Origin of the sequence: Burkholderia sp. BCC0419 (assembly GCF_902830285.1) — a bacterium.
In the GTDB taxonomy this organism is placed as follows: Bacteria; Pseudomonadota; Gammaproteobacteria; order Burkholderiales; family Burkholderiaceae; genus Burkholderia.
This window is the reverse complement of sequence record NZ_CADESR010000003.1, coordinates 182,438-206,749: the sequence shown is the minus strand read 5'-3', so window position 1 is coordinate 206,749 and position 24,312 is coordinate 182,438. Positions and strand designations below refer to the sequence as shown.

The window sequence follows — 24,312 nt, the reverse complement described above, 5'->3', positions numbered from 1 at the left end:
ATGGATCGCACGGAAGAACGAGGTCATCGAGACAGCATTCCGTCGGACCCGAAGATATGCGTGGCGGGTGCTGGTGCGATCGGCAGCACCCTGGCGGCGCGGCTTGCCGCTAGCGGTCGGGTGGTCAGCGTGTTTGCGCGGGGCGCGACACTCGAGACCATCAGCCGACGAGGGATCGAACTGGATGATCTGTCCGGTTCGATCCGGGTGAATGTGCCTGCCAGTGATCGGGTCGACGATTTCGATATTCAGGACATCGTATTCGTTTGTGCAAAGGCTCACGCGTTATCGGGTTTGCTGACGTCCATCAAGCCCATGCTCGGAAAAGAGACGTTGGTCGTGCCGACGGTCAACGGGGTGCCGTGGTGGTATTTCGGCGGTGAGGGCGGTCGTGGGCACGGCAGCACCGGTAGTGGTCTCGGCTACGAATCGGTACGCGCCGTGGACCCGGACGGCAGCCTCGCTGCGATGCTGCCGTCGCAGCAGATTCTGGGGTGTGTCGTGTATATCACCGCCGAGGCGCGCGAACCCGGACGTGTTATCGCAACCAATCCGCACCGGATGATTCTGGGCGAGCTGGACAACCGTCCGAGCGCGCGACTGCGGCAAGTCTGCGCGCTGCTGTCGGACGCGGGCATCGACGCGCGCGCCAGCAGGTGCATTCGCGATGACGTGTGGACCAAGCTAATTGCCAATCTCACGTCCAATCCGCTCTCCGTCGTCACCGGTGGAACCTTGCAGGACATCTACGGCGCAGCGGAGTTGCGCGAGCTGGTGGTCGACATGATGGATGAGGTGATGAGCGTGGCGGAGCGCTACGGCGCACGCATCGCACTGAATCAGGACGCATTTCTCGTCCAGGGAGAAAAGATGGGGGCATTCCGCACGTCGATGCTGCAGGACTACGAGAAGGGGCAGCGTCTGGAGCTGGCGGCGATCGGCGACGCCGTGCTCGAGCTTGCCGACCGGTATGGCATTCCGATGCCGACTACCCGCGCGATCCTCGCGCTCACGCGCTATCGAACGACGCAGCGCACGCTTCGTTAAAGCATGTACTACAGAAGTGTCTTTTAAACGGGAATAGTCATGACATATGCCATCCTTTCAGATATTCGCAAACCGGACCATATCGCCGATGCCGAATGGGCGCTGCGCGTTCAACTGACGGAGTTCTATCATCTGATCGATTACATGGGCTGGACGGAAATGATCTTCAACCATATCTCGGCACGGTTGCCGGGTGAAGATGGACATTACCTTGTCAATCCGTTCGGTTTGAACTACTACGAGGTGACGCCGGAGAACTTGCTGAAGGTCGACCACGAGGGTCATCTGATTGATCCGTCGCCGTATCCGGGCAATCCCGCCGGGTTCGCGTTGCATAGTGCGATCCATGGCGCGCGGGACGACGTGCATTGTATCGTCCATACCCATACGACTCCGATTTCGGCGATAGCCTTGAAGGAAGAGGGCTTTCGCCACGACGATTTCTACGGAGCGCAGTTGTTTGGGCGGGTGGCCTATCACACGTTTGAAGGGATCACGCTGTTTGACGATGAGAAAACACGGATGCTCGCGAGCCTCGGCGACAAACATGTGCTGGTGCTACGCAATCACGGCATCGCTGTTTGCGAGAAGGATATTCCGGGTACCTTCATGCTGCTGTGGACCGCGCAGCGTGCCGCTGAAATTCAATGCCAGGCCGCGGCGCTGCGTGGCAGCGATGTGCCGCTGGCGGATGCGATCAAGGCGCGTTGTTCGGAGCTTGCAGCGCAGCTGATCCGCAATGATCGGTTCGCGATCAAGCTGTTCGATGCGATGGTGAGGAAGATGCGGCACGGTCCGCGGAAGTGACGGAAATGCTCTGCCTGCCGAAAGAGGCAGCCACGAATAAAATCAAGCTGCCTGAGCATGTGCCCGTTCGATGCACCTGAGGGCGAAACCCCGTTTCCGGTCTCCGTGACTGCCGGCCATGCTACGTGCCAAACGGCTCGTGACTGTCTATAGAGCGCTGGCCGGTCCGCTTTTCAACAGCCCGCTAGCCGTTTCCCGCGCTGACAAACACCCCCCGTTTTGGAGAGCACCTTCCTGCCGCGAAGGGCTATCAGCAGAAAATCGGCTCATTACACTGCGCCCGTCGCATCGTCGAGAAGCCTCGACGCGGCACATACGCAGCGCGGAAGCGTTACGACCGGCAAACGAAAGACTTGGGGGTAAATCGTCATGAACAAGCGTTGGGGGATCATCGCACCCGCCGCCTTGCTTGCTGCAGCCGCACATGCGCAGAGCAGCGTGACCCTGTACGGCAAGATCGAGGACGGTATCAACTACACGAGCAACGCACGCGGCCACGGGACCGTGCAACTGCAAAGCGGCTATGACTACGGCAGCCGCTGGGGTATCAAGGGCACGGAAGACCTTGGCGCAGGCTACCAGGCGATTTTCACGCTCGAGAGCGGTTTCGACGTCAACACCGGCAAAATGAACCAAGGTGGTCGGGAATTCGGCCGCCAGGCCTTCGTCGGCATCGCGTCGGATCGATACGGCACGCTGACGTTCGGCCGCCAGTACGATCCGAGCGTCGATCTCTTCTCGCCGCTCACCGCAAACGGCAACTGGACCGGCTACCTGTTCTCGCATCCGTACGACAACGACAACACCGACTACTCGTTCCGCGTGAATAACGCGGTCAAGTACGTGTCGCCGGTGTGGCACGGCATTACCGCGGAGGCGATGTATGGATTCAGCAATCAGGCGGGCGGCTTCGCGAACAACCGCCTGTATGGCGCCGCGCTGCAATATCAGCAGGGCGGGCTGACGGTCGGCGCGTCGTATTTGAAGATCAATAACGCACGCAATGCCGATCCGAACGGGGCGATCACCGGCGACAACACGTTCGATGCATCGTCGCAGCAGAACATTGGCATCGGCGTGAATTATGCGTTCTCGAACGCGCTGGTGGGATTCACGTATTCGCACGTCGACGTCTACGATCCGACTTCGGACGCGTATTTCACCGGTACGACGCAGCCGGCGGGCGGTGCGTGGAAATCGTGGAAATTCGACAACTTCGAGGTGAATGGCCTCTATCACTTCACGACGGCGTTCTACATCGGCGCGGCATACACGTACACTCAGGCCCGGGTCGCGTCGACGGTCGGCGCGTTCAATCCGAAGTGGCATCAACTGAGCACGAAGTTGAATTACGACTTGTCGAAACGCACGTCGGTATTCGTGGAAGGCGTCTATCAGCATGCGATGAACGCGCACACTGGAACCGACTTCGACTACGCGTACATTCCGGGCGCCGCCGATATTTCGTCAGGCCCGAATCAATATGTCGCGCGTATCGCGCTGCTGCATCATTTCTGACGCCAATGCCGTTCGCGGAGGCTGCATGACTCCGCGAACGCCACTTGATCGCCGACACGAGTCTCGGTTCGACAGGACTCGCCGGTGTTTCGCATGCGGCGTTCCGTCGCGGCGTGCGCGATCAAAGCGGAAGCACGGAAGTCTGCTTGATCTTCTGCATGGGAATCTCGGTCTTCACGCTCTGCACGCCGTCGATCCGAGTCAGGTGGTCGATCTGGAATTTCCGATAGGCGTCGATATCGGCGGTCACGACACGCAGCAGGCAATCGCAATCGCCCGCCATCAAGTGGCACTCGAGAACCTGTGGAAGACGTTGAACCACCTCGGTGAAATGATCGACCGTTTTCGCGTCCTGGCTCGTCAGCCAGATGCGGACGAAGACGGTCAACCCCGCGCCGATCTTCGATGCGTCGAGCAGCGCCGCGTAGCGCTCGATCACACCAGCCTGTTCCAACTGCTTGACTCGACGCAGGCACGGTGATGGCGACAAGCCCACTTTCTGCGCCAGTTCCACGTTCTGGAGTCGCCCATCTTCCTGGAGCGCCCTCAGAATGCGACGGTCCATTTCGTCCAGCTCGATCACGGCCATTGATCCGACCTATTCGGTTGAGGCACGCGGTGCCTGGATGTTCGATTTTTGAAGCATTGAATTGCTGAACCGCGTCCATCTTAAGTCGAACACGCAACCTGAAATTATTTTTTCTACGATAAATTTTTGCCCGTAGCAGCCGGGGCGGTCCCGCTGCCGATCAAGGGGCAAATGATGAGCACCGGTTCCGTCCAGCACTTCGAATTCGAACAAAATCCTCACCCCGTCGCGGCGGCCGAGCGCACCGCGCTGCTCGACAATCCCGGTTTCGGCCGGGTATTCACGGATCACATGGTGACGATCCGCTACTCGGCGGAACAAGGGTGGCATCACGCGAAAATCGGGCCGCGCGAATCGTTCCGATTCGATCCGGCGACGCTCGTGCTGCACTACGCGCAGGAAATTTTCGAGGGCTTGAAAGCCTACCGGCTGCCGGACGGCGGCGCGGCGTTATTCCGTCCCGATGCGAATGCGCGGCGCTTTCGCCATTCAGCCGAGCGGCTCTCGATGGCGCCGTTGCCGGAGGCGATGTTCGTCGAATCGGTACGTGCGCTGGTCCGCGCCGATCGTGACTGGATTCCGGCGTTCGATGGCGCGGCGCTGTATTTGCGTCCGTTCATGATCGCGACGGAGGCGGTGCTCGGCGTGAAGCCGTCGCCCGAGTATCTGTACTGCGTGATCGCGACGCCGGTCGGCGCGTACTTCAAGAGCGGCGCATCGGGGGTGACGCTGTGGGTGTCGGAGCACTACACGCGGGCGGCGCCGGGCGGCACGGGCGACGCGAAATGCGGCGGCAACTATGCGGCGAGCCTGGCAGCGCAGGCGGAGGCGATCCGCGAAGGCTGCGAGCAGGTGGTGTTTCTCGATGCGGTCGAACGCCGCTGGATCGAGGAACTGGGAGGGATGAACGTGTTCTTCGTGTTCGACGACGGGTCGATCCAGACGCCGCCGCTGAACGGGACGATTCTGCCGGGCATCACGCGCGCGTCGTTGATCACGCTGGCCCGGGATCTGAATTACACGGTGCGGGAGGAGGGCTACACGATCGAGCAGTGGCAGGCGGACGCGCGCAGCGGTCGACTGGTCGAGGCGTTCGCGTGCGGCACGGCGGCGGCCGTGACGGCGATCGGCCGGGTGAAGGGCCGTGCGTACGACTTCACGATCGGCGAAGGTGGCGCGGGGCCGGTCACGTTGCGCCTGAAGGCTGCGCTGCTCGATATCCAGAGCGGGCGCGACGCCGATCACCACGGCTGGGTGGATCGCGTGTTTTGAGTTCGGCACGGCGGCCCTCGCGACTCGCGATGGCCGTCATGAACGCCGCGGTCGGCATTCCGGCCGAACGCAGCCGCGCTGCCTCTTGGAATACTTCGATCATGTCAGCTGTTTCGTTGTCACGCGCCATTGACCGCCTGTTTATCGTCGACCCCGGTCTTCATCGCCTGCTGGGCGGGGCGCGCGCCGCGCTGGCGAGCCTGCTTGCCGGCGCGCTCGGCATTGCATCGGCGCTCCATCTCGGTTTTGCGATCACCACCGGCGCCGTTGGAATACTTTTCGCGATGATCGCGCCACTGTTCCTGCGCGATGCGCACCGGCTGGATTGGTATGAATCGCTTGCATGGCAGTACGGCGTCGCATGCGCGAGCTTCGCCGCAGCCGCCGTCGTGAGCGCGTGGCCCGCCGTCGGCAAGGCGGGTTTCGTGATCGTCCTGTTCTGTTCGATGCTGTGCCAAACCCAGGGGCCGCGCACGGTCGGATGTGCGTTCCTGGCGATCGCCATGTACTACCTCGGCCTCTATCTGCATCCGACCGCGCTACAGGTCGGCCGCATGCTGGCGATGTCGATCGCAGGCCCGGCGAGCGTCGTGCTCGTCTGCCGGATGCTGTTGCCGACGCATGCGGCGCACACGCCCCGGCTCATCGCGCGCTCGGTATCGCTGCAAGCGGCATGCATCGCACGAAGTGACGTGTCGGACGCGGGCACGTTGGATGCGATGACGCATTTGCTCGCGTTGAACGAAGCCGCCATCGCACTCGAGAATCACGCGTCGAAACTCGATGAAGGCGACGCGCATGCGCTGCACGCCGCGCTCGTCGCATTGGAGATGGCGGCGGCCCGGCGCGTGCTGAACCACGATCGGACCGACGCTGCCGCCGCGGCGCTGCGCGCCGCGATCGCTCGCTTCGATACCGTCGCCGACGAAGTAGCGGCGCGCATGACCGCCGCCCGTCCGGCCACGATGCCGCGGCCCGCGCGTGCGATTCCGTGGTTCGTCGGCTGGCGCACGCTTGCATGGCTACCGGCGATCCGCGCTGCTGCGGCTGCGTTCGCCGCCATGTTGATCGGCGAGACGCTGTCGTCGGAGCGGTGGATGTGGGCGGTACTCAGCACGTTCGTCGTGTTCTTTGGCACGTATTCGTGCGCGGACACGATCTATCGCGGCGCGCAACGCGTCGCCGGTACGCTCGCCGGCGCGCTCGCGAGCGTACTCGTCGTGAGCGCCGTTCATCATGCGAATGCACTCGTGGCCATCGTCATGGGCGTCTGTGTGTTTGCCTGGGCATACCACATCCTGCACGCCTATGGACGCGGCGTTTTCTTTCTCACGGTGCTGATCGGCCTCGTCTATGCGCAACTCGGGTTCGAGATCGGACTGCTTGCGGAACTGCGTATCGGCGAGGTGTTGATCGGCTGCGCGGTTTCGTTCGCGGCGGCGATGCTGGTGATGCCACTGGCGGCGTCGCGCCACATTGCGACGCGCTCGCACAGCCTGTTGGCCGCGCTGCGAGAACTCGTGCACGAACGCGACGACGGCACGCGGCCGGGGGCGGCGCAGACGCGCGCGGCCGATCGCCGTTTTCACGACGTGCGCATGGCTGTCAGGCCGCTGGCCGCGTGGCGCATGCTCCGTGTATCCGGCGATGCCCGACGGTTGCTGGACGCGCTGCTGTACTGCTGGCTGTACGGTCGAATCGTGGCGACACTCCTGCCTGTCGAAGCCGGTGGCCCGGTTGTCGCATTCGAGCGGCATGCGCGCGCAGCCATCGTCACGCGGATCGATGCGTTGATGAGCGATCTGGCTCGCAGCCGCGCGACGCGAGCCGATGCGGCCGCGAACGCCGGGCCCGGAACGCTCGCGATGTCCGGCGATCATCCGTTACCCGCCCACCGGGAACTGGCTTGGCTCGACGCGAAGCTGACCGAACTCAACCGGGCATTCGAGGACGCGCTGTCCGGAAAAATACGGGCGAGGAACGGTGGCGGAGATAACTGCGGCTCTCGTATCCCTCACCCCTTGATCGCCGGCGCGGGTTCGGGTTCGACGGGAACCGACTGATCTCGCCGCGGCGGGCTACCGATCCGCCGTCGTCAGCGGTACCCGCTATCCACAGATCATTCAGGCGGTCGTTCGACGTATTGCTCCGACAGCATCAATCGCGCCACCGATGTTCGCGAAGCGATACGTCGCTCAAGCATCCGAATCGAGCGCCAGCCGGACGGCGTCACGCGTCCTGCCTCTTGCCACGGCTGCCTGCATCGTGCGGAATTGATCGACGAATCCCGCGTTGCCATCGAGACCCAGTGTGGCGAACGGCTTTGATTTGAGGATCGCGAGCGGATCGCCGCTTCGCACGCGATCGAGATCCGATGCATCGAACTGCGGTTCGCTGACGGAGAACGGGTTGCCGAGATCGTCGACGCCCTTCAGGTAATGCTGAAAGCAAGCCAGCAGCAGGGCTTCACGGCGCATGTCGCGGTGGCGCGCGACCAGTGCCCCGATGGTCTTTTCATGAAACACCGGAATCTTCGATGCGCCGTCGTGCGCGACGCGCAGCAACTGGTCGCCCAGTGCGGCGTTGCGAAAGCGCGCGAGCGTATTTTGAGCATAGGTGTGCGCGGACACGCCGTGCGGTAGCGTGAGGATCGGGCCGACGTCCTGGGTAAGGAAGGTATCGAGCAGCGCGGCGAGATCGCGATCGGCCATTGCATCATGGACGAAGCGATGTCCCAACAGAATCGCCGGATAAGCGAGCAACATGTGAGAAGCGTTCAGCATGCGCCCCTTCATTGCCTCGTATGCATGGACGTCGTCGCGCAATTCGACGCCCGCGGCGTCGAATGCCGGGCGTCCGGCGCTGAAACTGTCCTCGACCACCCATTGCGAGAATGTTTCGGCAACGACCGGCGCCGTGTCGTCGATGCCTGACAACCGGTTGGCGTGCAGGCGGACCGCATCCGTCACCTGCGGCGCGATCCGATCGACCATGCTGTTCGGGAACGCGACGTAACGCTCGATCCAGGCAGCGAGATCGACGTCGACCGCACGGGCGAAATCGAGCACCGCGCGTCGCGCGGTATCGCCGTTGCTGCGCAGATTGTCGCAGGACATCACGGTGAAGGGCAGTACGTTGGCGGCCCGGCGCCGCCTGAGCGCTTCGACGATGAACCCGAACGCGGTACGGGGTGGTCCTCCCAGAAGATCGTATGCGACGTCGGGCGTATCGAACCGAAATGCGCCGGTCGTCTCGTCGAGGTTGTAACCGCCTTCCGTGATAGTCAGCGATACGATCCGGATCGCCGGATCGGCAAGCCTGGTCAGGACGGCCTCCGGATCGCTCGGTGCGTGCAGATATTCGATCATTGCACCGATTACACGCACGGTTGTCGCGCCGTCGCTCGAGAACTCCGTCAGCGTATAGAGGCAATCCTGCGCGCGGAGCGCATCGGCCTTTGCGACCGAGGACCGGCTGTTACCGAGTCCGATTCCGCATATTGCCCAGTTTTCGTGACGGGGCAGATGCAGCACGTGGTCGATGTAGCGTGCCTGATGTGCGCGATGGAAATTACCGACACCGATATGCGCGATGCCTGCCGTCAAGCGATGACGGTCGTAGGCAGGAACGGCGACGTGCGGTGCGGCGTGTCCGATGGTTGCATGGGAGAGCGGATGGCGCGAGCCATCTTCGTGTGCCAGCGGGGATTCTTTGTCATTCATGATCGCGAGGTGTTGCTTGATCGAGGAAGGTCAGGCGCGCATGCGCACATCGGGCGCCGTGTCGTGCATTCTTCGCAGCCAGCGCTCGACGAGCGACGGCAGCGCGGCCATGTTGTTGAAGACGACGTACGCACCTGCAGCGTGCAACTTGTCCGTTTGCGTGCGTGCCGCATGCGCGGCGCCCACGAAACCGAGTACGGTCATGCCGGCGGCAATCGCGGCTGCCGTACCCGTCACGCTGTCTTCGATGACGATGCAACGCTCGGGCGCGACATGCATGCGAAGGGCGGCGGCCAGATAGACGTCGGGTGCGGGCTTGGGCGAGGGCACCTGGTCGGCCGTGAACAATCGTTCGCCGAACATGTCGGCCAGGCCGATCCGGTCGACCACGCTGCGCACGTAGGAAAAGTCGCTGTTGCTCGCGCATGCCTTGACGAGCGGAACGGCGGCGAATGCGTCGCGCACGCCGTCGATGGCCGGCGCATTCACCGCGTTGGCGTGGACGTCCGCGCGAATCGCCTCGATCGTGTCGTCGTCGAGCGGCCGACCGACGACGGTCGCGACCGTGCGCAGCAGTTGCTCGGTTCGCATGCCGAGCATGGGACGCACGACGTCGCGAAGGCCGGCCAGCCCCCAGAGGTGCTCGAGGCGAGTCACGATGATGCGTTCGGCGACTGCCTCGCTATTGACGAGCACGCCATCGCAATCGCTGATGAGCGCATAGTCCGAAAGTCGACGAGCGGCAGGGAGTTCGTTCATGTCGGTTTCCGTGATGAGAAGGCGGGATAGAGGTGACCGGCTTGACTCGGCTCGATCATGAATGGCGCGGTCCGAACGTTCCGCGCTTCAATGCGCGCTCGATGTCCTCGAGACTGCGACCGCGCGTTTCCGGCACCATGAAGTAGATGAACACCCAGGCGAGTGCGTTGAGACACGCGTACGCCCACATCGCACCGCCGACACCGAGCCATTTGGTCACGGTCAGCGCAGTCCCGGTCAGCAGCAGGTTCGAGCCCCATAGCATCGCGGCGTGCGCGCCGGTGGCCTGGTTGCGAATCGCGACGGGGTAGATTTCCGCGCCGGTCAGCCAGCCGATGACCTGGATACCGCCGGCGTTGAACACCATGAACGCGATCAGGCTGGCGACGATCCACAGTTGCTGCATAGGCGAAACGATGTCGCCGCGCAGCAGGCAGCCAAGCAGGACGAGGCTGGCGGCTGCAACGGGCAGAGTCGCAAGGCTGAGCGTGCGGCGGCCGACATGGTCGACGATCAGCTTGCCGATGAAGGTCATCACGAGATAGGTGATGGCGACGCCGAGTGCGGCCCAGAGCGATGCCGATGCGCCGAACCCCGCGTCGCGAAGGAACGTCGGCGTGTAATAGATCATCATCTCGATGCCGCTGAGCTGGGTGAACGCGGCGACGCCGAGGCCCGCGACGAGGGCGGGGCGTACCCAGGGCTCGCGCATCGTGCGCCAGCCCGATGTCGCGCTGTTCTGCTGTCGCTCGACCACATCCCGAATATCGGCAATCTCGTGTCGGACGGCTGCCTGAGATTCCCGCACCTTCGACAACTCGCCATGCGCGTCGGCCACGCGATCCTGCTCGACGAGCCAACGCGGGCTGCGCGGCAGTCGGGTCATGCCGACCATCAGGATCACCGACGGGACGATCGCGATACCGATCATCGCGCGCCAGGGAAACAGGTCGTTCCCCGCGACGCCGATCAATGCCGCGAGCAGGATGCCGATGCCGATCGATACGTTGAAGTAGGTGACCAGGCGACCGCGCTTGTCCGGCTCCGCGAGTTCCGCGATGTAGGTCGGCACGATCTGCGTCGAGCCGCCGACCGCGAATCCGAGCACGAGCCGGGAAGCGGCAAGGGACCACACGTCGGGCGATAGTGCGGCAGCCAGCACGCCGGCCGCATAAATCGCCGAGACGATCGTAATGGTCTTGCGGCGTCCGAATGCGGCCGACATGCGGGTGCCGGCCAGCGCACCGATCACCGCGCCGAGCAGGATCGCCGCGGCGACGAGCTCCTGTGCGCGGTAGTCGAGGGCGAAGTCTCGCGCGATGAGGGGCAGCGCGCCCGAAATGATGCCGGTGTCGTATCCATAGAGCCCACCGGCGATCGCCGCGACCGATGCGACGGTCCGCATGTAGGCGGATGGGGTGGACCCGGCGCGGCTCGCGGGGGTGTCGGGAAGGGCGGAATCAGAAGCCATGACGGTTTTCCTCGTGATGCTGTTCGTCGCACGGCGAACGAACGCGCAGCGTGACGGCATGTGCCTACTGCGGTAAAAGGCGCCCCCGCATGGGTGGCAACGCTTCGCTGAAGTCGGGCGCAGAAGGGCGCACCCGGACGCTCAGGCGAGCGCGGGGACGTGGCCGGGCGGCATGCTGCCGCGTCGGGCAAATGGAACGCGCCGATGAGGTGGACTTCCGGTTTGTATCCGGGGTGATTGCCTGGTCATGTCGGTCACCGAGTAGGGAAACCGCTCGCAGCCCATCCAAACCGGTTTGGATCGAAGGCGCGACGATTCCTCTGGTTGAGCACGATCTGGAGCCGCACTTTGGAGTAAGGCGCCAGTGTCTCCTCTGGCGCTTCACGGCCTGCGTCGCAGGCGAACGATTCCGCCGTTGCCGGGTGGAATCGTGACGGTATTTCGGCGGACCAATAGGGTCGGGTGCCGAAAAAGGGGATGCCAGCCGAGCGGGGCTGGCCGGCTAGGGGCTCGTGACGAGATCTACGGGGAGCATGTCGCCCGAGTTATGAACAATTATCCATAAACAGAGCAAAAGATCAAGTTTGCGAAATTATGTGTTGGACTGCCTAGCTGAATCCGCGTCGTGAACGCGCTTGCATTCAACGTCGCCGCGACGGGGATCGCCACGTGAACGACGCGTCACGGCGAGCCGCACGGCAAGGGCATCGGGACTGGACGATGCCGGGATCCGCGCTTGTCACGTGCGGTCGAGCATCTTGATCGCCGCGGCGGCTGCGCCCGCACGGGTCTCGACATGCAGCTTGCGGAACAGGTGTTCGAGATGCTTGTTCACCGTGCGCGGGGCGATGCCCAGAATGTCGCCGATATCGCGGTTCGTCTTGCCGTGCGACACCCAGAGCAGTACCTCGGCCTCCCGCAGGGTCAGGCCGAAGCGTTCGGCGAGCGCATTGCAATGCACGGTGTCGTCTCTTTCCTTGAGGATGACGATCCATTTGCCCGGTTCCGGACCGAGCGTCGCACTGGCCGAGCGGCGTATCGGGCCCGAGCTGAATTCGTGCACGGCGTCGCCTTGGGCGCCGCGCGCGAGCCAGTCGATGAACCAGGCGCGTAGCGGCGCAGGCAGCTTCGGCGGCGCATCGGTATCGCGTGCGTTCGCGGTTTGCGCGGCACCGGCGGGGGCGTCATGCGCGGCCGTGTAGGCAGCGATATGATGTGCCGCCTGCGGACTCTGCCACTGAATCGTGCCGTCCGCGCCGACGATCAGCGCCGCGCGCGTGTCGAGCGATAGTGCCGCCTCCGCGTACAACTGGGCGCGTGAACGCCGCACGTGGGCGCCGATGCGCGCGCACAATTCCTCGGGCTGCACCGGCTTGGTCACGTAGTCGATGCCGCCCACGCGAAAGCCGCGCACGACGTGCTCACTCTCCGTCAACGCAGTCATGAAGATCACGGGCAGATGCTCGTGCCGTCCGTCCTGCTTGATACGCAGGCATGTTTCGAAGCCGTCCATGTCGGGCATCATTGCGTCAAGCAACACCACGTCGGGCGTCACGCGCGCGAGGCGTTTGAGCGCGTCCTCGCCGGACAGCGCGACGATCACCGCGTAGCCGTGCGCCTGCAGCGTATCGGAAAGAAAGGCGAGGTTCTCCGGCGTGTCGTCGACGATCAGGATCACCGGCCGTTCGCGCAGCCGCGCGGCCGGGTCGTCGACGATCGGTGAGGCCGCGATCGTGGTGTGCGCGTCACGCGTCCGCGCCGCGTGCGAGTCGGTCAAGTTCATGCTCGAGTTCCCTTAGCTGAAAACGTTCCGCCAACGAGCGCAACGCGGCGATTTGATCCCGCAACGCGGGCCAGGTCTCGTGGGCGGCGTCGAGCTGTTCGATCACGCCTTGCACGTAGCCGACTTCGAGATGCGCATGCAGCTGGTCGACGAGCTCGCGCGGCCACACGGCGGGGGTGAGCGGATGTGTCGCGGCCGGCGCGCTCGCGCGGGTGTCGGATGCAATCCATTCGAGTGCAAGCAGTTGTGCAAGCTTGTCGAGCAGCAGGTTCACCTGCAGCGGTTTCACCAGATAACCCTTGCATCCGGTCGCGCTCGCGCGATCACGGTCATCGGCGAACGCGTTGGCGGAGAGCAGAACGATGGGCGCGTTCGACAACTGATTCTCGGAGATCAGGCGGCTGGTTTCGTAGCCGTCCATCAACGGCATCGAAATGTCCATGAGGATCGCGTCCGCCGTGTGCATCGCCAGCCAGCGCAGCGCATCGGTGCCGCTGGCCGCTTCAGCGACGTCGAAGCCGAGCGGCGTGAGCAATTGCACGACGATGTCGCGCTGATCGTCGAGGTCGTCGACCACGAGAATGGCGCGGCGCGCACCCGTATAGCCGCGAATCGACGCGAGTTCGGCGTGGGTTTCGGCCGCCGCGTCGACGGCGGGGGCGAACAGGCGTACCACGAAGCGCGTGCCGTGCCCGACTTCGCTGTCCACTTCCAGGCTGCCGCCGAGCGCTTGCGTGAGCAGGCGGCAGATCGTGAGTCCGAGACCGGCGCCGTGATCGTACGCATGGGCCGCTTCGCCGCGTTCGAACGGCAGGAACAGGCGCTCCATTTCGGCGGGCGGGATGCCGGGGCCGGTATCGATCACCTCGAATTTGAGTGTATCGAGCGCGTGACTCACGCGCAGTGTGATCGCGCCGCTCGACGTGAAGCGGATCGCATTGCCGATCAGGTTGGTGAGGATCTGACTCATGCACTTCTGGTCGGTGCGCACGGTGGCGGGCAGCCGGCCGACCGTCTGCACGTCGAATGCGAGCGCTTTCTCGAGCGCCTGCGGACGCAGCATCGACGTCAGGTGCGCGACGAAATCGGCGAGGGATACCTTGGCGATGTTCAACTGAAGCTTGCCCGCCTCGATGCGCGCGATGTCGAGCAGGCCGTCGACGAGCGCGAGCAAGTGCTCGCCGCTGCGATGGATCGTGCGCACGGCGTTGTAGCGCATGGGTGTGAGTTCTTCCTTCGCCTGCAGCAGCAATTGCGTGTAGCCGAGAATGCTGTTCAGCGGCGTGCGCAGCTCGTGGCTCAAGCCGGACACGTAACGGCTCTTGGCCTGATTGGCCGATTCCGCGGCGGCGGTCGCGCGCTTGAGCGCCGCGTCGGTTTTCTGATGCGCGTCGATTTCGAGCATCAGCAATTCGTTTTGCCGCTGCGACTCCTCCTGCGTGACGCGGCGGTTTTCGCGCTCCAGCACGAACCACCACGCCGCGATGCAGCCCACCAGCGAGAGCGCGAGAAAGATATTCAGAAAACTGCCCGAGAGCGCATGGCCGATCGCCGGCCCGGCGGCGCTCATCGACGTCGCGCTCTGCGACCAGATCAGATAGAGCACGCTGCCCAGCACCGCGAGCATGGCGAACACGAGGCTCGCATAGTGAATGAGGCGCAGCGCGGCGGGACCGAGTCGCGCGCCCGGCAGCACGCGATGCAGCGCGCGGTCGGCTTGCGACGCGAAGCGCGCATGAGGTTTGCAGCGATCGTGGCAGCGCGAGTCGAGCGAGCAGCACAGCGAGCAGATGGTGCCGCCGTAGGCCGGGCAGTGCGCCGTATCATCGGGTTCGAAGGTGTTTTCACAAATCGCGCAGCGCAGCGAGGTGGCGTCGCCGGTCGGTTGCGCGGCGCGGGCAATGTAATAGCGACCGCGCGTGAGTACCGCGAGCACGGGCGCGCACGCGAACGCCGCACCGAACGCGATGAACGACGACATCGCCTGGGCGAGCACGCCGAACAGGCCGCTATGCGCGAGCATCGCGACGGCGGCTGCGATCAGCATCGCACCGACGCCCACGGGATTCACATCGTAGAGATGCGCGCGCTTGAACTCGATATGTCGCGGGCTATAGCCGAGCGGCTTGTTGATGACGAGATCGGCGAACAACGCGCCGATCCACGCAATCGCGATGTTCGCGTAGAGCGACAGCACCTTGGCGATCGCGTCGAACACGCCCATTTCCACGAGCAGCAGCGCGATCATGACGTTGAACACGAGCCATACCACGCGGCCCGGATGGCTGTGCGTGAGCCGTGCGAAGAAATTGGACCAGGCGAGCGAGCCCGCATAGGCATTGGTCACGTTGATCTTCAACTGCGAGACGATCACGAACAGCGTCATCGCGGGCAGCGCCCAGCTCGCGAGCCCCAGCGGATCGAGCAGCAGATGATAGGCGACGAGGTACATCTGCGTCGGCTGGGTTGCGTGGCTGGCATCGACTTCGTACTGGAGCGCGATGAAGGCGAGCAGGGCGCCGCCCAGCATCTTGAGCGCGCCGGGCACGATCCAGCCCGGCCCCGTCGACAGCAACGCGAACCACCAGCGCGTGCGGTTCTTCGCGGTGAGCGGCGGCAGGAAACGCAGATAGTCCACCTGTTCACCCACCTGTACGATCAGCGCAAACACGACCGTCGAGGCTTGACCGAAGGCGATCAGGCTGAAAGCGCGGCCTTGCGGCGCGAAGCCCGCGAAGGTGGTCCATTGCGCGATCAGGTCGGGATGGCGCCACAGCACGGCGGCGTAGGGCAGCACGAACAATACGAGCCACAGCGGCTGCGTCCAGCTTTGCAGGCGGTTGATCAGCGTGATGCCGAACATGACGATCGGAATCACCACGAGCGAACTCACGACGTAGGCGATCGCCAGGGAAATATGGAAATAAAGCTGGAGCGCAAGCGACATGATGGCCGCTTCGAGCGCGAAAAAAATGAACGTGAACACCGCGTACAGCAGCGAAGTGACCGTCGAGCCGATATAGCCGAAGCCCGCGCCGCGCGTGAGCAGGTCCATGTCCACGCCGTAGCGCGCTGCGTAATAGCTGATGGGCAGGCTGGTGAGCCAGATCAGCACGGAGACGGCCGCAATGGCCCAGAACGCGTTCGTGAAGCCGTAGTTGACGACGAGACTGCCGCCTATCGCCTCCAGCACCAGAAACGACACCGCGCCGATCGCCGTATTGGCCACGCGCAGCTCCGACCAGCGCCGGAATGAGCGCGGCGTGAAGCGCAGCGCGTAGTCCTCGAGGGTTTCGTCGCCGACCCAGGCGTTGTAGTCGCGGCGCACCTTGACGATGCGTTGCGTACCGGGCGCGCCCACTGATGGGTGACTCTGGGACATGACGATGATCCGAATTGGTGCGAAAGCGGCGCGAGCGGGGCGCGAACGGCATGACGGCGGACCGCGCCGCTCAGGATCGCCCTGCAATGCAAATTACATTCCAGTCCGCGCGCCGGGAATACGTCGATTGACGTATTTCGATCGTCAAATTGGCTTCCTACATTGCGTCCAACCTCGACCCAGCCCGCAGCGACCCGCGCCGGGCACCCGATAAGGAGAACGTGATGTCCGCAGACGATCGATTCGATGACGATGCCCGGATGCCTTCGCCGCTGCGCCGGAAAATGCTCGGCGGTCTCGCCGCCGCGCCGCTGATGGCGCTGGGCCTGCCGCGCGGCGCGTTGGCGCAAACGCCGCCCACGGCGAAGGTCAACACCACGGGCCTCGCGGTCACGGACACCACGGTGACGGTCGGCCAGCTCCACTCGGCCACGGGCACGATGGCGATTTCCGAAACCGGCTCGATCCAGGCCGAACGCCTCGCCATCGAGCAGATCAACGCGATGGGCGGCGTGCTCGGCCGCAAGGTGCGGATCATTCAGGAAGACGGCGCCTCCGACTGGCCGACCTTCGCCGAAAAGTCGAAGAAGCTGCTGGAGAACGATCACGTCGCGGCGGTGTTCGGCTGCTGGACCTCGGCCTCGCGCAAGGCGGTGCTGCCGGTGTTCGAGAAGGACAACGGCCTGCTGTATTACCCGACCTTCTACGAGGGCCTCGAACAGTCGAAGAACGTGTTCTACACGGGCCAGGAAGCGACCCAGCAGATTCTCTGGGCGCTCGATTGGGCCTCGAACACGAAGAAGGCCAAGACCTTCTTCCTGATCGGATCCGACTACATCTGGCCGCGCACGTCCAACAAGATCGCGCGCCGCCATATCGAACAGCATCTGCACGCGAAGGTGGTGGGCGAGGAGTATTACCCGCTCGGCACGACCGAGTTCGCGTCGCTGATGAACAAGATCAAGCTCGCGCGCCCGGACTGCATCTTCGCGACCGTGGTGGGCGGCTCGAACGTGGCGTTCTACAAGCAGCTCAAGGCCGCGGGCATCACGCCGCAGAAGCAGTTCCTGCTGACGCTGTCGGTGACCGAAGACGAAGTGCTCGGCATCGGCGGCGACAACTTCGCGGGCTTCTATTCGTCGATGAAGTATTTCCAGTCGCTCGATAACGAGAACAACAAGAAGTTCGTCGCGGCGTTCAAGGCGCGCTACGGCCAGAAGTCGGTGATCGGCGACGTGACGCAGGCCGCCTATCTCGGGCCGTGGATCTGGAAGGCGGCATGCGAGCGCGCGGGCAGCTTCGACGTGGACAAGGTGGTCGCGCATTCGGCCGGTATCGACGTCGCGAACGCGCCGCAAGGCTACGCGAAGGTCGATGCGAACCATCACCTGTGGAGCCGCTCGCTGATCGGCCAGGGCCAGGCGGACGGCCAGTTCAAGGTCGTCGCGCAGTCGGAGCAGCCGATCCAGCCGAATCCGTTCCCGAAGGGCTACATGTAATCCGTCAACCGCAGCGGCGCGGCGGCCGATGACGCCGCCGCGCGAGGAGCGTTCGATGTCCGCTACCGATATTTTCAACATCACGCTGATGCAGGGCTTCGCCGGTCTGAGCCTCTTCAGCGTCCTGCTCCTGATGGGGCTCGGGCTCGCCGTGATCTTCGGCCAGATGGGCGTGATCAACATGGCGCACGGCGAATTCATGACGATCGGCGCCTATACGGTCTACCTGTTTTCGTGGTTTTCGCAGAACGTCTGGCACGCGCTCACGCCCGTGTATTTCTTCTTCGCGATTCTCGCGGCGTTCGCGCTGGCCTTCGCGGCGGGCTGGCTCGCCGAATGGGCGCTGATCCGCCATCTCTACAAGCGCCCGCTCGACACGCTGCTCGCCACCTGGGGCCTGAGCCTCGGCATGCAGCAGGTGTTCCGCTCGACCTTCGGGCCGAAGGAAGTGAGTCCGGCGCTGCCCGACTGGCTGATGGGTTCGTGGGAGCCCGCGCCCGGCCTCGACATTCCGGTGAGCGGCATGTTCGTGATGGGCCTCGCGCTGCTGATGACGGGCGGCCTGCTGCTCGCGCTCTATCGCTCGCGCTGGGGCTTGCGCGTGCGCGCCACGGTCGCGAACCGGCCGATGGCGAACGCGGCGGGCATCAACACGCGGCGCACCGACCGCATGACGTTTGCGATTGGCTGCGGCATCGCGGGCGTGGCGGGCGCGGCCTTCACGGCGATCGGCTCGACGGGACCGACGAGCGGCTCGCTCTATATCGTCGATTCGTTTCTCGTCGTGACGTTTGGCGGCGTGGCGAGCCTGCTCGGTACCGTGGCGTCGGCGTTCGGCATCGCGCAGATGCAGTCGATCAGCGAGTTCTTTCTGTCCGGCTCGATTGCGCGCGTGCTCACGCTGCTCACCGTCGTGGTGATCCTGATGCTACGTCCGCAGGGTCTGTTCGCCTCGAAGGTGCGGCGAGTTTAAGCGCCGCGGCTCGCGTCAGCGCGCGTTCATGCACAAGCCTCATTCACAGCTTCATTCGACTGGAGAGATGGACATGGAACCCATCCAACCCGCGGCGGGCGGCGTATCCCCGCGATCCGGCCCGGGCGCGCCGCCCGTCGGCTGGCGCGCGCGCGTCGCGCGGCTCGACGCCTCCGGCTACGCGGGCATCGTGCTGCTCGCGCTGCTGATCGTGGTCGTGTTTCCGCTCGCGCTCGACACGTTCCGCCTGAACCTGATGGGCAAGTATCTGACCTATGCGTTCGTGGCGCTCGGCCTCGTGATCGCGTGGGGCTACGGCGGCGTGCTCAGTCTCGGCCAGGGCGTGTTCTTCGGCCTCGGCGGCTACGCGATGGCGATGTTTCTCAAGCTCGAGGCGTCCGATCCGGCCGCCACGCACACGCAGACCACGCCCGGCATTCCCGACTTCATGGACTGGAACCAGCTCACCGCGCTGCCCGCATGGTGGAAGCCGTTTCATTACTTGCCGTTCTCGATCCTCGCGGTGCTCGTCGTGCCGACGGCGCTCGCATTCGTGATCGGCTACGCGATGTTCAAGCGGCGCGTGGGCGGCGTGTACTTCGCGATCATCACGCAGGCGGTCGCGCTGATTCTCTCGGTGCTCATCATCGGCCAGCAAGGCTATACGGGCGGCGTGAACGGCATCACCGACCTGCGCACGCTGCTCGGCTGGGACATCCGCACCGATCACGCGAAGCTCGTGCTGTATTTCGTGAACGCCGCGCTGCTGATCGGCGCGCTGCTCGCCTGCCGCTGGGTTCAGCGCAGCAAGCTCGGCACGCTGCTGCTCGCGATGCGCGACAAGGAAGACCGCGTGCGCTTCTCCGGCTACGACGTCGCCATGTTCAAGGTGTTCGCGTTCTGTCTCGCGGCGATGCTCGCGGCCATCGGCGGTGCGATGTTCACGCTGCAGGTGGGCTTCATGTCGCCGTCGTTCGTCGGCATCGTGCCGTCGATCGAAATGGTGATCTACGCGGCCATTGGCGGGCGCATGTCGCTGGTCGGCGCGGTGTATGGCGCGATTCTCGTCAATCTCGGCAAGAGCTGGTTCTCGGAGAGCTTTCCGAACCTCTGGCTCTATCTGATGGCGGCGATGTTCATCGGCGTGGTGATGGTGTTTCCGAACGGGCTGGCGGGCCTCTACGACGAGCATGTGCGCCCGCGCGTGCGGCGGCTGCTCGGCGCGGCGAACGAGGAGGCGTGAAGCATGAGCAATACCGACTTTCTGCTCGCGATCGAAGACCTGACCGTGTCGTTCGACGGCTTCAAGGCGATCGATTCGCTCAATCTCTATCTCGAACGCGGCGAGCTGCGCGTGGTGATCGGCCCGAACGGCGCGGGCAAGACCACGCTGCTCGATCTCATCTGCGGCAAGACGAAGGAAACGGCGGGCAGCATCAAGTTCCGCAACGAGGAAATCACGCATCTCGCGGAATTCCGCCGCGTGCGCAAAGGGATTGGCCGCAAGTTCCAGACGCCGTCGATTTACGAAAACCTGAGCGTGGCGCAGAACCTCGAAGTGTCGTTTCCGCGCGGACGCAGCGTGTTTGGCGCGCTTGCCTATCGCGAGGATGCCGAAGTGGCCGATCGCGTGCGCGACGTGGCCAATGAAATCGGTCTCGCCGCCGCGCTCGATCTGGAAGCGGGGCTGCTTTCGCACGGCCAGAAACAGTGGCTCGAAATCGGCATGCTGCTCATGCAGGATCCTGAACTGCTGATGCTCGACGAACCGATTGCGGGCATGAGTGTGCGCGAGCGCGAACTGACCGCTGATCTGCTCGACCGCATCTGCCGCAACCGCTCGATGATCGTGATCGAACACGACATGGCCTTCGTGGAGCGCATCGCGCACAAGGTCACGGTCATGCATCAGGGGAAGATTCTCGCGGAAGGGCCGATGGCGCAGGTGCAGGCCGATCCGCGCGTGATCGACGTCTATTTGGGCCACTGAGTCGGCAACCGAACGACAACACGGAGAACACATCATGCTGGAAGTCGACGATCTCGTCGTCAGCTACGGCCAGAGCGAAGTGCTGCACGGCATCGGCTTTTCCGTTGCGCAAGGCGAAAGCGTGGCCGTGATGGGCCGCAACGGCATGGGCAAGACCACGCTGTTCAAGGCGCTGATCGGCATGCTGCCCGCCAATCGCGGCACGGTGCGCGTGGCCGGCGCCGACGTTTCGAAGGACGAGAGCTACCGCCGCGTGTCGAGGGGCATCGGCTACGTGCCGCAAGGGCGGCAGATTTTCGCGTCGCTGACCGTCGAGGAAAACATTCAGACGGGCCTCGAAAACGCGCAGAGCCAGCGCGTGCCCGACGAACTTTACGCGTTGTTTCCCGTGCTGTTCGACATGAGAAAGCGCAAGGGCGGCAATCTCTCGGGCGGCCAGCAACAGCAGCTCGCGATTGCGCGCGCGCTCGCGACCGACCCGAAAGTGCTGCTGCTCGACGAGCCGACCGAAGGCATCCAGCCGTCCGTCATCAAGGACATCGCCAAGGCGCTCAACCAGATTCGCACGAGCCGCAATATTGCCATCGTCGTTTCGGAGCAGGTGTTGAGCTTCGCGCTCGACGTGGCCGACCGCCTGTTCGTGATCGAGGGCGGCCGCTTCGTGCACCAGAGCACGCGCGATGCGGGCGACACCGACCGCATCCGCGAATACCTGTCCGTCTGAGCGCGGTGCGGCGTTCGCGCCGCGCCGTATGTCAATCCGCAAACCCAGGAGCGAACGCCATGCCCGAGACTCTCATCAAGGTCGATCTGAACCAGTCGGCTTACGAAAACGAACAGGTGCACAACCGCTGGCACCCCGACATTCCGATGGCCTGCTGGGTCAAGCCCGGCGACGATTTCATCCTCGAAACCTACGACTGGACCGGCGGTTTCATCAAGAACGACGACAGCGCCGACGACGTGCGCGACATCGACCTGTCGATCGTGCACTTTCTCTCCGGCCCGGTGGGCGTGCACGGCGCGGAGCCCGGCGACCTGCTGGTGGTCGATCTGCTCGACATCGGCGCGAAGGCCGAAAGCCAATGGGGCTTCAACGGCTTCTTTTCGAAGACGAACGGCGGCGGCTTTCTCACCGATCATTTCCCCAGCGCGCAAAAATCGATCTGGGATTTTCACGGGGTCTATACGAGCTCGCGCCATATTCCAGGCGTGAATTTCGCGGGCCTGATTCACCCGGGCCTGATCGGCTGCCTGCCCGATCCGAAGCTGCTGGAAACCTGGAACGCGCGCGAAACCGGCCTGATCGCGACCGAGCCCGATCGCGTGCCGCCGCTCGCGAATCCGCCGTTCGCGGCCACCGCGCACATGGGCAAGCTCGCCGGCGAGGCGCGCGACAAGGCCGCCGCGCAGGGCGCGCGCACGGTGCCGCCGCGCGAGCATGGCGGCAATTGCGACATCAAGGATCTGTCGCGCGGCTCGAAGGTGTTTTTCCCCGTCTACGTGGATGGCGCGGGCCTGTCGGTCGGCGACCTGCACTTCAGCCAGGGGGACGGCGAGATCACGTTCTGCGGCGCGATCGAAATGGCCGGCTGGGTGCATATGCGCGTGAGCCTCATCAAGGGCGGCATGGCGAAATACGGTATTCGCAACCCCGTCTTTCAGCCCAGCCCGATCACGCCAAACTATAACGATTACCTCATTTTCGAAGGCATTTCCGTCGACGAGCAGGGTGGCCAGCATTATCTCGACGTCACCACCGCGTATCGGCAGGCGTGTCTGAACGCCATCGAATATCTGAAGAAATTCGGTTACTCGGGCGCGCAAGCGTATTCGCTGCTGGGCTGTGCGCCGGTGCAAGGGCATATCAGCGGCGTGGTGGACATTCCGAACGCGTGCGCGACCTTGTGGCTGCCCACGCAGATCTTCGACTTCGACATTCGCCCGAATGCCGACGGCCCGATCCAGCACATCCAGGGCAGCGTGGATCTGCCGTGTTCGCCGGATCTCGCGAAGGCGTGAGCGACCCACTGAAATGACGCAGAAACAGGAGGCTGTCATGCCAATCTACGACTTCGAATGCGCAAACTGCGGGCCGTTCTCCGTGATGCGCCGCATCGCGGATCGCGAAAAACCGTGCTGCTGTCCCGATTGCGGCGCAGAAGGCGGACGCGTCGTCAGCGCGCCATCGCTGGCGCTGATGGGAGGGGCGCGCCGCGCCGCCCACGCGACCAACGAGCGTGCCGCGCACGCGCCGCGTCAGTCCGGCGACGGGCCGCCGCTGCGCCATCGCGCCGGTTGCAGTTGCTGCTCGGGCGGCGCGGCGAAGCTCGCCGGCGCGGCGCCGGACGGCCTCAAGCGGCCGGCGGGACGGCCGTGGATGATCAGCCACTAAGGTGTGCCGCGCGCGAGCCGATGCCCGGAAGCAGCGGCCGTCGCGCGCGGCGTCAACGTGTTCGAGGAGGAAGCGCTATGCGACATGGTGATATTTCGAGTAGCCGCGATTGTGTGGGTGTCGCGGTGGTCAACTACAAGATGCCGCGTCTGCACACGAAGGCGGAGGTGCTCGACAACGCGCGCCATATCGCCGACATGGTGGTCGGCATGAAGCAGGGTTTGCCGGGCATGGATCTCGTGGTGTTTCCCGAGTATTCCACGCACGGCATCATGTACGACCGCCAGGAGATGTTCGATACGGCGTCCACGATTCCCGGCGAAGAGACGGATATTTTCGCGGCGGCGTGCCGCAAGGCCAACGTGTGGGGCGTGTTCTCGATCACCGGCGAGCGCCACGAGGCGCATCCGCGCAAGGTACCGTACAACACGCTCGTGCTGATCGACAATCGCGGCGAGATCGTGCAGAAGTATCGCAAGATCATGCCGTGGACGCCGATCGAGGGCTGGTATCCGGGCGACCGCACCTACGTGACGGACGGGCCGAAGGGCCTCAAGATCAGCCTGATCATCTGCGATGACGGAAATTATCCGGAGATCTGGCGCGACTGCGCGATGAATGGCGCGGAGCTGATCGTGCGCTGCCAGGGCTATATGTACCCGGCGAAAGAGCAGCAGGTGATGGTCGCGAAGGCCATGGCGTGGATGAACAACACCTACGTGGCCGTGGCCAACGCCACGGGCTGGGACGGCGTGTATTCGTACTTCGGCCATTCGGCGATCGTCGGGTTCGACGGGCGCACGCTCGGCGAATGCGGCGAGGAGGAAATGGGCGTGCAGTATGCGGAGCTGTCGCTCGGCATGATTCGCGACGCGCGGCGCAACATGCAGTCGCAGAATCATCTCTACAAGCTGCTGCATCGCGGCTATACCGGCACGATTCATTCCGGCGATGGCGCGAATGGCGTCGCCGAATGTCCATTCGGCTTTTATCGCGACTGGGTCGCGGATCCCGACGCCACGCGTCGCCGCGTCGAAGCGCTCACGCGTGCAACGCCTGGCACGCCGGAGTGCCCGATCGAAGGCATTCCGCACGAAGACTGAGT

General features: G+C 64.1%; 19 protein-coding genes. 13 read left to right on the top strand and 6 right to left on the bottom strand.

Annotated elements, in window-relative coordinates; genetic code table 11:
* The 3 genes from HWW87_RS19160 to HWW87_RS19150 all read left to right on the top strand — a co-directional run bounded on the left by HWW87_RS19160 (nt 1) and on the right by HWW87_RS19150 (nt 3,372).
* The gene (locus HWW87_RS19160) at nt 1-1,047 is read left to right on the top strand and encodes a 2-dehydropantoate 2-reductase (RefSeq protein WP_175821660.1); all 1,047 of its coding nucleotides are present in this window, start codon (nt 1-3) and stop codon (nt 1,045-1,047) included.
* Nucleotides 1,048-1,086: 39 nt separating this feature from the next.
* On the top strand, nt 1,087-1,854 hold the full coding sequence (locus HWW87_RS19155; RefSeq protein ID WP_175821659.1) for a class II aldolase/adducin family protein: 768 nt from the start codon (nt 1,087-1,089) through the stop codon (nt 1,852-1,854).
* A 369-nt stretch (nt 1,855-2,223) separates the two neighbouring features.
* Nucleotides 2,224-3,372, top strand: a complete 1,149-nt coding sequence (locus tag HWW87_RS19150) for a porin (protein ID WP_175821658.1) — start codon at nt 2,224-2,226, stop codon at nt 3,370-3,372.
* A gap of 121 nt (nt 3,373-3,493) precedes the next feature.
* Here HWW87_RS19150 and HWW87_RS19145 read toward each other — a convergent pair whose 3' ends face one another.
* Complete coding sequence (locus HWW87_RS19145; protein WP_208449954.1) at nt 3,494-3,952, bottom strand: Lrp/AsnC family transcriptional regulator; 459 nt, start codon at nt 3,950-3,952, stop codon at nt 3,494-3,496.
* Nucleotides 3,953-4,135: 183 nt separating this feature from the next.
* Between HWW87_RS19145 and HWW87_RS19140 the strand changes: the two genes are divergently transcribed.
* Nucleotides 4,136-5,233: a branched-chain amino acid aminotransferase gene (locus HWW87_RS19140; protein ID WP_175821656.1), complete on the top strand. Its 1,098-nt coding sequence runs from the start codon at nt 4,136-4,138 to the stop codon at nt 5,231-5,233.
* Between the two features lie 29 nt (nt 5,234-5,262).
* Nucleotides 5,263-7,296, top strand: coding sequence for an FUSC family protein (locus tag HWW87_RS19135; RefSeq protein ID WP_244107304.1), 2,034 nt, complete (start codon nt 5,263-5,265; stop codon nt 7,294-7,296).
* A 132-nt stretch (nt 7,297-7,428) separates the two neighbouring features.
* On the opposite strand, the gene HWW87_RS19130 is transcribed toward HWW87_RS19135, so the two are convergent.
* The 5 genes from HWW87_RS19130 to HWW87_RS19110 all read right to left on the bottom strand — a co-directional run bounded on the left by HWW87_RS19130 (nt 7,429) and on the right by HWW87_RS19110 (nt 16,350).
* Entirely contained in the window at nt 7,429-8,955 is a 1,527-nt protein-coding gene (locus tag HWW87_RS19130) for a mannitol dehydrogenase family protein (RefSeq protein ID WP_175821655.1), read from the bottom strand.
* Nucleotides 8,956-8,985: 30 nt separating this feature from the next.
* Nucleotides 8,986-9,714 carry an HAD-IA family hydrolase gene (locus HWW87_RS19125; protein WP_175821654.1) on the bottom strand — a complete coding sequence of 243 codons (729 nt, stop codon included), beginning with the start codon at nt 9,712-9,714 and terminating at the stop codon, nt 8,986-8,988.
* A 55-nt stretch (nt 9,715-9,769) separates the two neighbouring features.
* On the bottom strand, nt 9,770-11,185 hold the full coding sequence (locus HWW87_RS19120) for a sugar porter family MFS transporter (protein WP_175821653.1): 1,416 nt from the start codon (nt 11,183-11,185) through the stop codon (nt 9,770-9,772).
* 739 nt (nt 11,186-11,924) lie between these two features.
* Nucleotides 11,925-12,863 (bottom strand): response regulator, encoded by a 939-nt coding sequence (locus tag HWW87_RS19115; protein ID WP_175822109.1) that lies wholly within the window; start codon nt 12,861-12,863, stop codon nt 11,925-11,927.
* Nucleotides 12,864-12,930: 67 nt separating this feature from the next.
* Nucleotides 12,931-16,350, bottom strand: a complete 3,420-nt coding sequence (locus tag HWW87_RS19110) for an ATP-binding protein (protein WP_175821652.1) — start codon at nt 16,348-16,350, stop codon at nt 12,931-12,933.
* A gap of 224 nt (nt 16,351-16,574) precedes the next feature.
* On the opposite strand from HWW87_RS19110, the gene urtA reads away from it, so the two are divergent.
* The 8 genes from urtA (at nt 16,575) to HWW87_RS19070 (ending at nt 24,310) form a co-directional block, all read left to right on the top strand.
* On the top strand, nt 16,575-17,849 hold the full coding sequence (gene urtA / locus HWW87_RS19105; protein WP_175821651.1) for an urea ABC transporter substrate-binding protein: 1,275 nt from the start codon (nt 16,575-16,577) through the stop codon (nt 17,847-17,849).
* Nucleotides 17,850-17,904: 55 nt separating this feature from the next.
* On the top strand, nt 17,905-18,822 hold the full coding sequence (urtB, locus tag HWW87_RS19100) for an urea ABC transporter permease subunit UrtB (RefSeq protein ID WP_175821650.1): 918 nt from the start codon (nt 17,905-17,907) through the stop codon (nt 18,820-18,822).
* 73 nt (nt 18,823-18,895) lie between these two features.
* Complete coding sequence (urtC, locus tag HWW87_RS19095) at nt 18,896-20,065, top strand: urea ABC transporter permease subunit UrtC (protein WP_175821649.1); 1,170 nt, start codon at nt 18,896-18,898, stop codon at nt 20,063-20,065.
* Between the two features lie 3 nt (nt 20,066-20,068).
* On the top strand, nt 20,069-20,812 hold the full coding sequence (gene urtD / locus HWW87_RS19090; protein ID WP_175821648.1) for an urea ABC transporter ATP-binding protein UrtD: 744 nt from the start codon (nt 20,069-20,071) through the stop codon (nt 20,810-20,812).
* Nucleotides 20,813-20,846: 34 nt separating this feature from the next.
* A complete protein-coding gene (gene urtE, locus HWW87_RS19085; protein ID WP_174389254.1) occupies nt 20,847-21,536 on the top strand; it encodes an urea ABC transporter ATP-binding subunit UrtE in 690 nt (229 codons plus the stop codon).
* Nucleotides 21,537-21,595: 59 nt separating this feature from the next.
* Entirely contained in the window at nt 21,596-22,834 is a 1,239-nt protein-coding gene (fmdA, locus tag HWW87_RS19080; protein WP_175821647.1) for a formamidase, read from the top strand.
* A 37-nt stretch (nt 22,835-22,871) separates the two neighbouring features.
* Nucleotides 22,872-23,207 carry a zinc ribbon domain-containing protein gene (locus HWW87_RS19075; RefSeq protein ID WP_175821646.1) on the top strand — a complete coding sequence of 112 codons (336 nt, stop codon included), beginning with the start codon at nt 22,872-22,874 and terminating at the stop codon, nt 23,205-23,207.
* A gap of 77 nt (nt 23,208-23,284) precedes the next feature.
* Nucleotides 23,285-24,310, top strand: coding sequence for an aliphatic amidase (locus HWW87_RS19070; RefSeq protein ID WP_175822108.1), 1,026 nt, complete (start codon nt 23,285-23,287; stop codon nt 24,308-24,310).
* The last annotated feature ends 2 nt before the right edge of the window (nt 24,311-24,312 follow it).

Bases quoted from the DNA above. Each gene is read 5' to 3' on its own strand.
- HWW87_RS19160 (WP_175821660.1), top strand. From the start codon at position 1: ATGGATCGCACGGAAGAACGAGGTCATCGAGACAGCATTCCGTCGGAC.
- HWW87_RS19155 (WP_175821659.1), top strand. From the start codon at position 1,087: ATGACATATGCCATCCTTTCAGATATTCGCAAACCGGACCATATCGCC.
- HWW87_RS19150 (WP_175821658.1), top strand. From the start codon at position 2,224: ATGAACAAGCGTTGGGGGATCATCGCACCCGCCGCCTTGCTTGCTGCA.
- HWW87_RS19140 (WP_175821656.1), top strand. From the start codon at position 4,136: ATGAGCACCGGTTCCGTCCAGCACTTCGAATTCGAACAAAATCCTCAC.
- HWW87_RS19135 (WP_244107304.1), top strand. From the start codon at position 5,263: ATGGCCGTCATGAACGCCGCGGTCGGCATTCCGGCCGAACGCAGCCGC.
- HWW87_RS19130 (WP_175821655.1), bottom strand. From the start codon at position 8,955: ATGAATGACAAAGAATCCCCGCTGGCACACGAAGATGGCTCGCGCCAT.
- HWW87_RS19125 (WP_175821654.1), bottom strand. From the start codon at position 9,714: ATGAACGAACTCCCTGCCGCTCGTCGACTTTCGGACTATGCGCTCATC.
- HWW87_RS19120 (WP_175821653.1), bottom strand. From the start codon at position 11,185: ATGGCTTCTGATTCCGCCCTTCCCGACACCCCCGCGAGCCGCGCCGGG.
- HWW87_RS19110 (WP_175821652.1), bottom strand. From the start codon at position 16,350: ATGTCCCAGAGTCACCCATCAGTGGGCGCGCCCGGTACGCAACGCATC.
- urtA (WP_175821651.1), top strand. From the start codon at position 16,575: ATGTCCGCAGACGATCGATTCGATGACGATGCCCGGATGCCTTCGCCG.
- urtB (WP_175821650.1), top strand. From the start codon at position 17,905: ATGTCCGCTACCGATATTTTCAACATCACGCTGATGCAGGGCTTCGCC.
- urtC (WP_175821649.1), top strand. From the start codon at position 18,896: ATGGAACCCATCCAACCCGCGGCGGGCGGCGTATCCCCGCGATCCGGC.
- urtD (WP_175821648.1), top strand. From the start codon at position 20,069: ATGAGCAATACCGACTTTCTGCTCGCGATCGAAGACCTGACCGTGTCG.
- urtE (WP_174389254.1), top strand. From the start codon at position 20,847: ATGCTGGAAGTCGACGATCTCGTCGTCAGCTACGGCCAGAGCGAAGTG.
- fmdA (WP_175821647.1), top strand. From the start codon at position 21,596: ATGCCCGAGACTCTCATCAAGGTCGATCTGAACCAGTCGGCTTACGAA.
- HWW87_RS19075 (WP_175821646.1), top strand. From the start codon at position 22,872: ATGCCAATCTACGACTTCGAATGCGCAAACTGCGGGCCGTTCTCCGTG.
- HWW87_RS19070 (WP_175822108.1), top strand. From the start codon at position 23,285: ATGCGACATGGTGATATTTCGAGTAGCCGCGATTGTGTGGGTGTCGCG.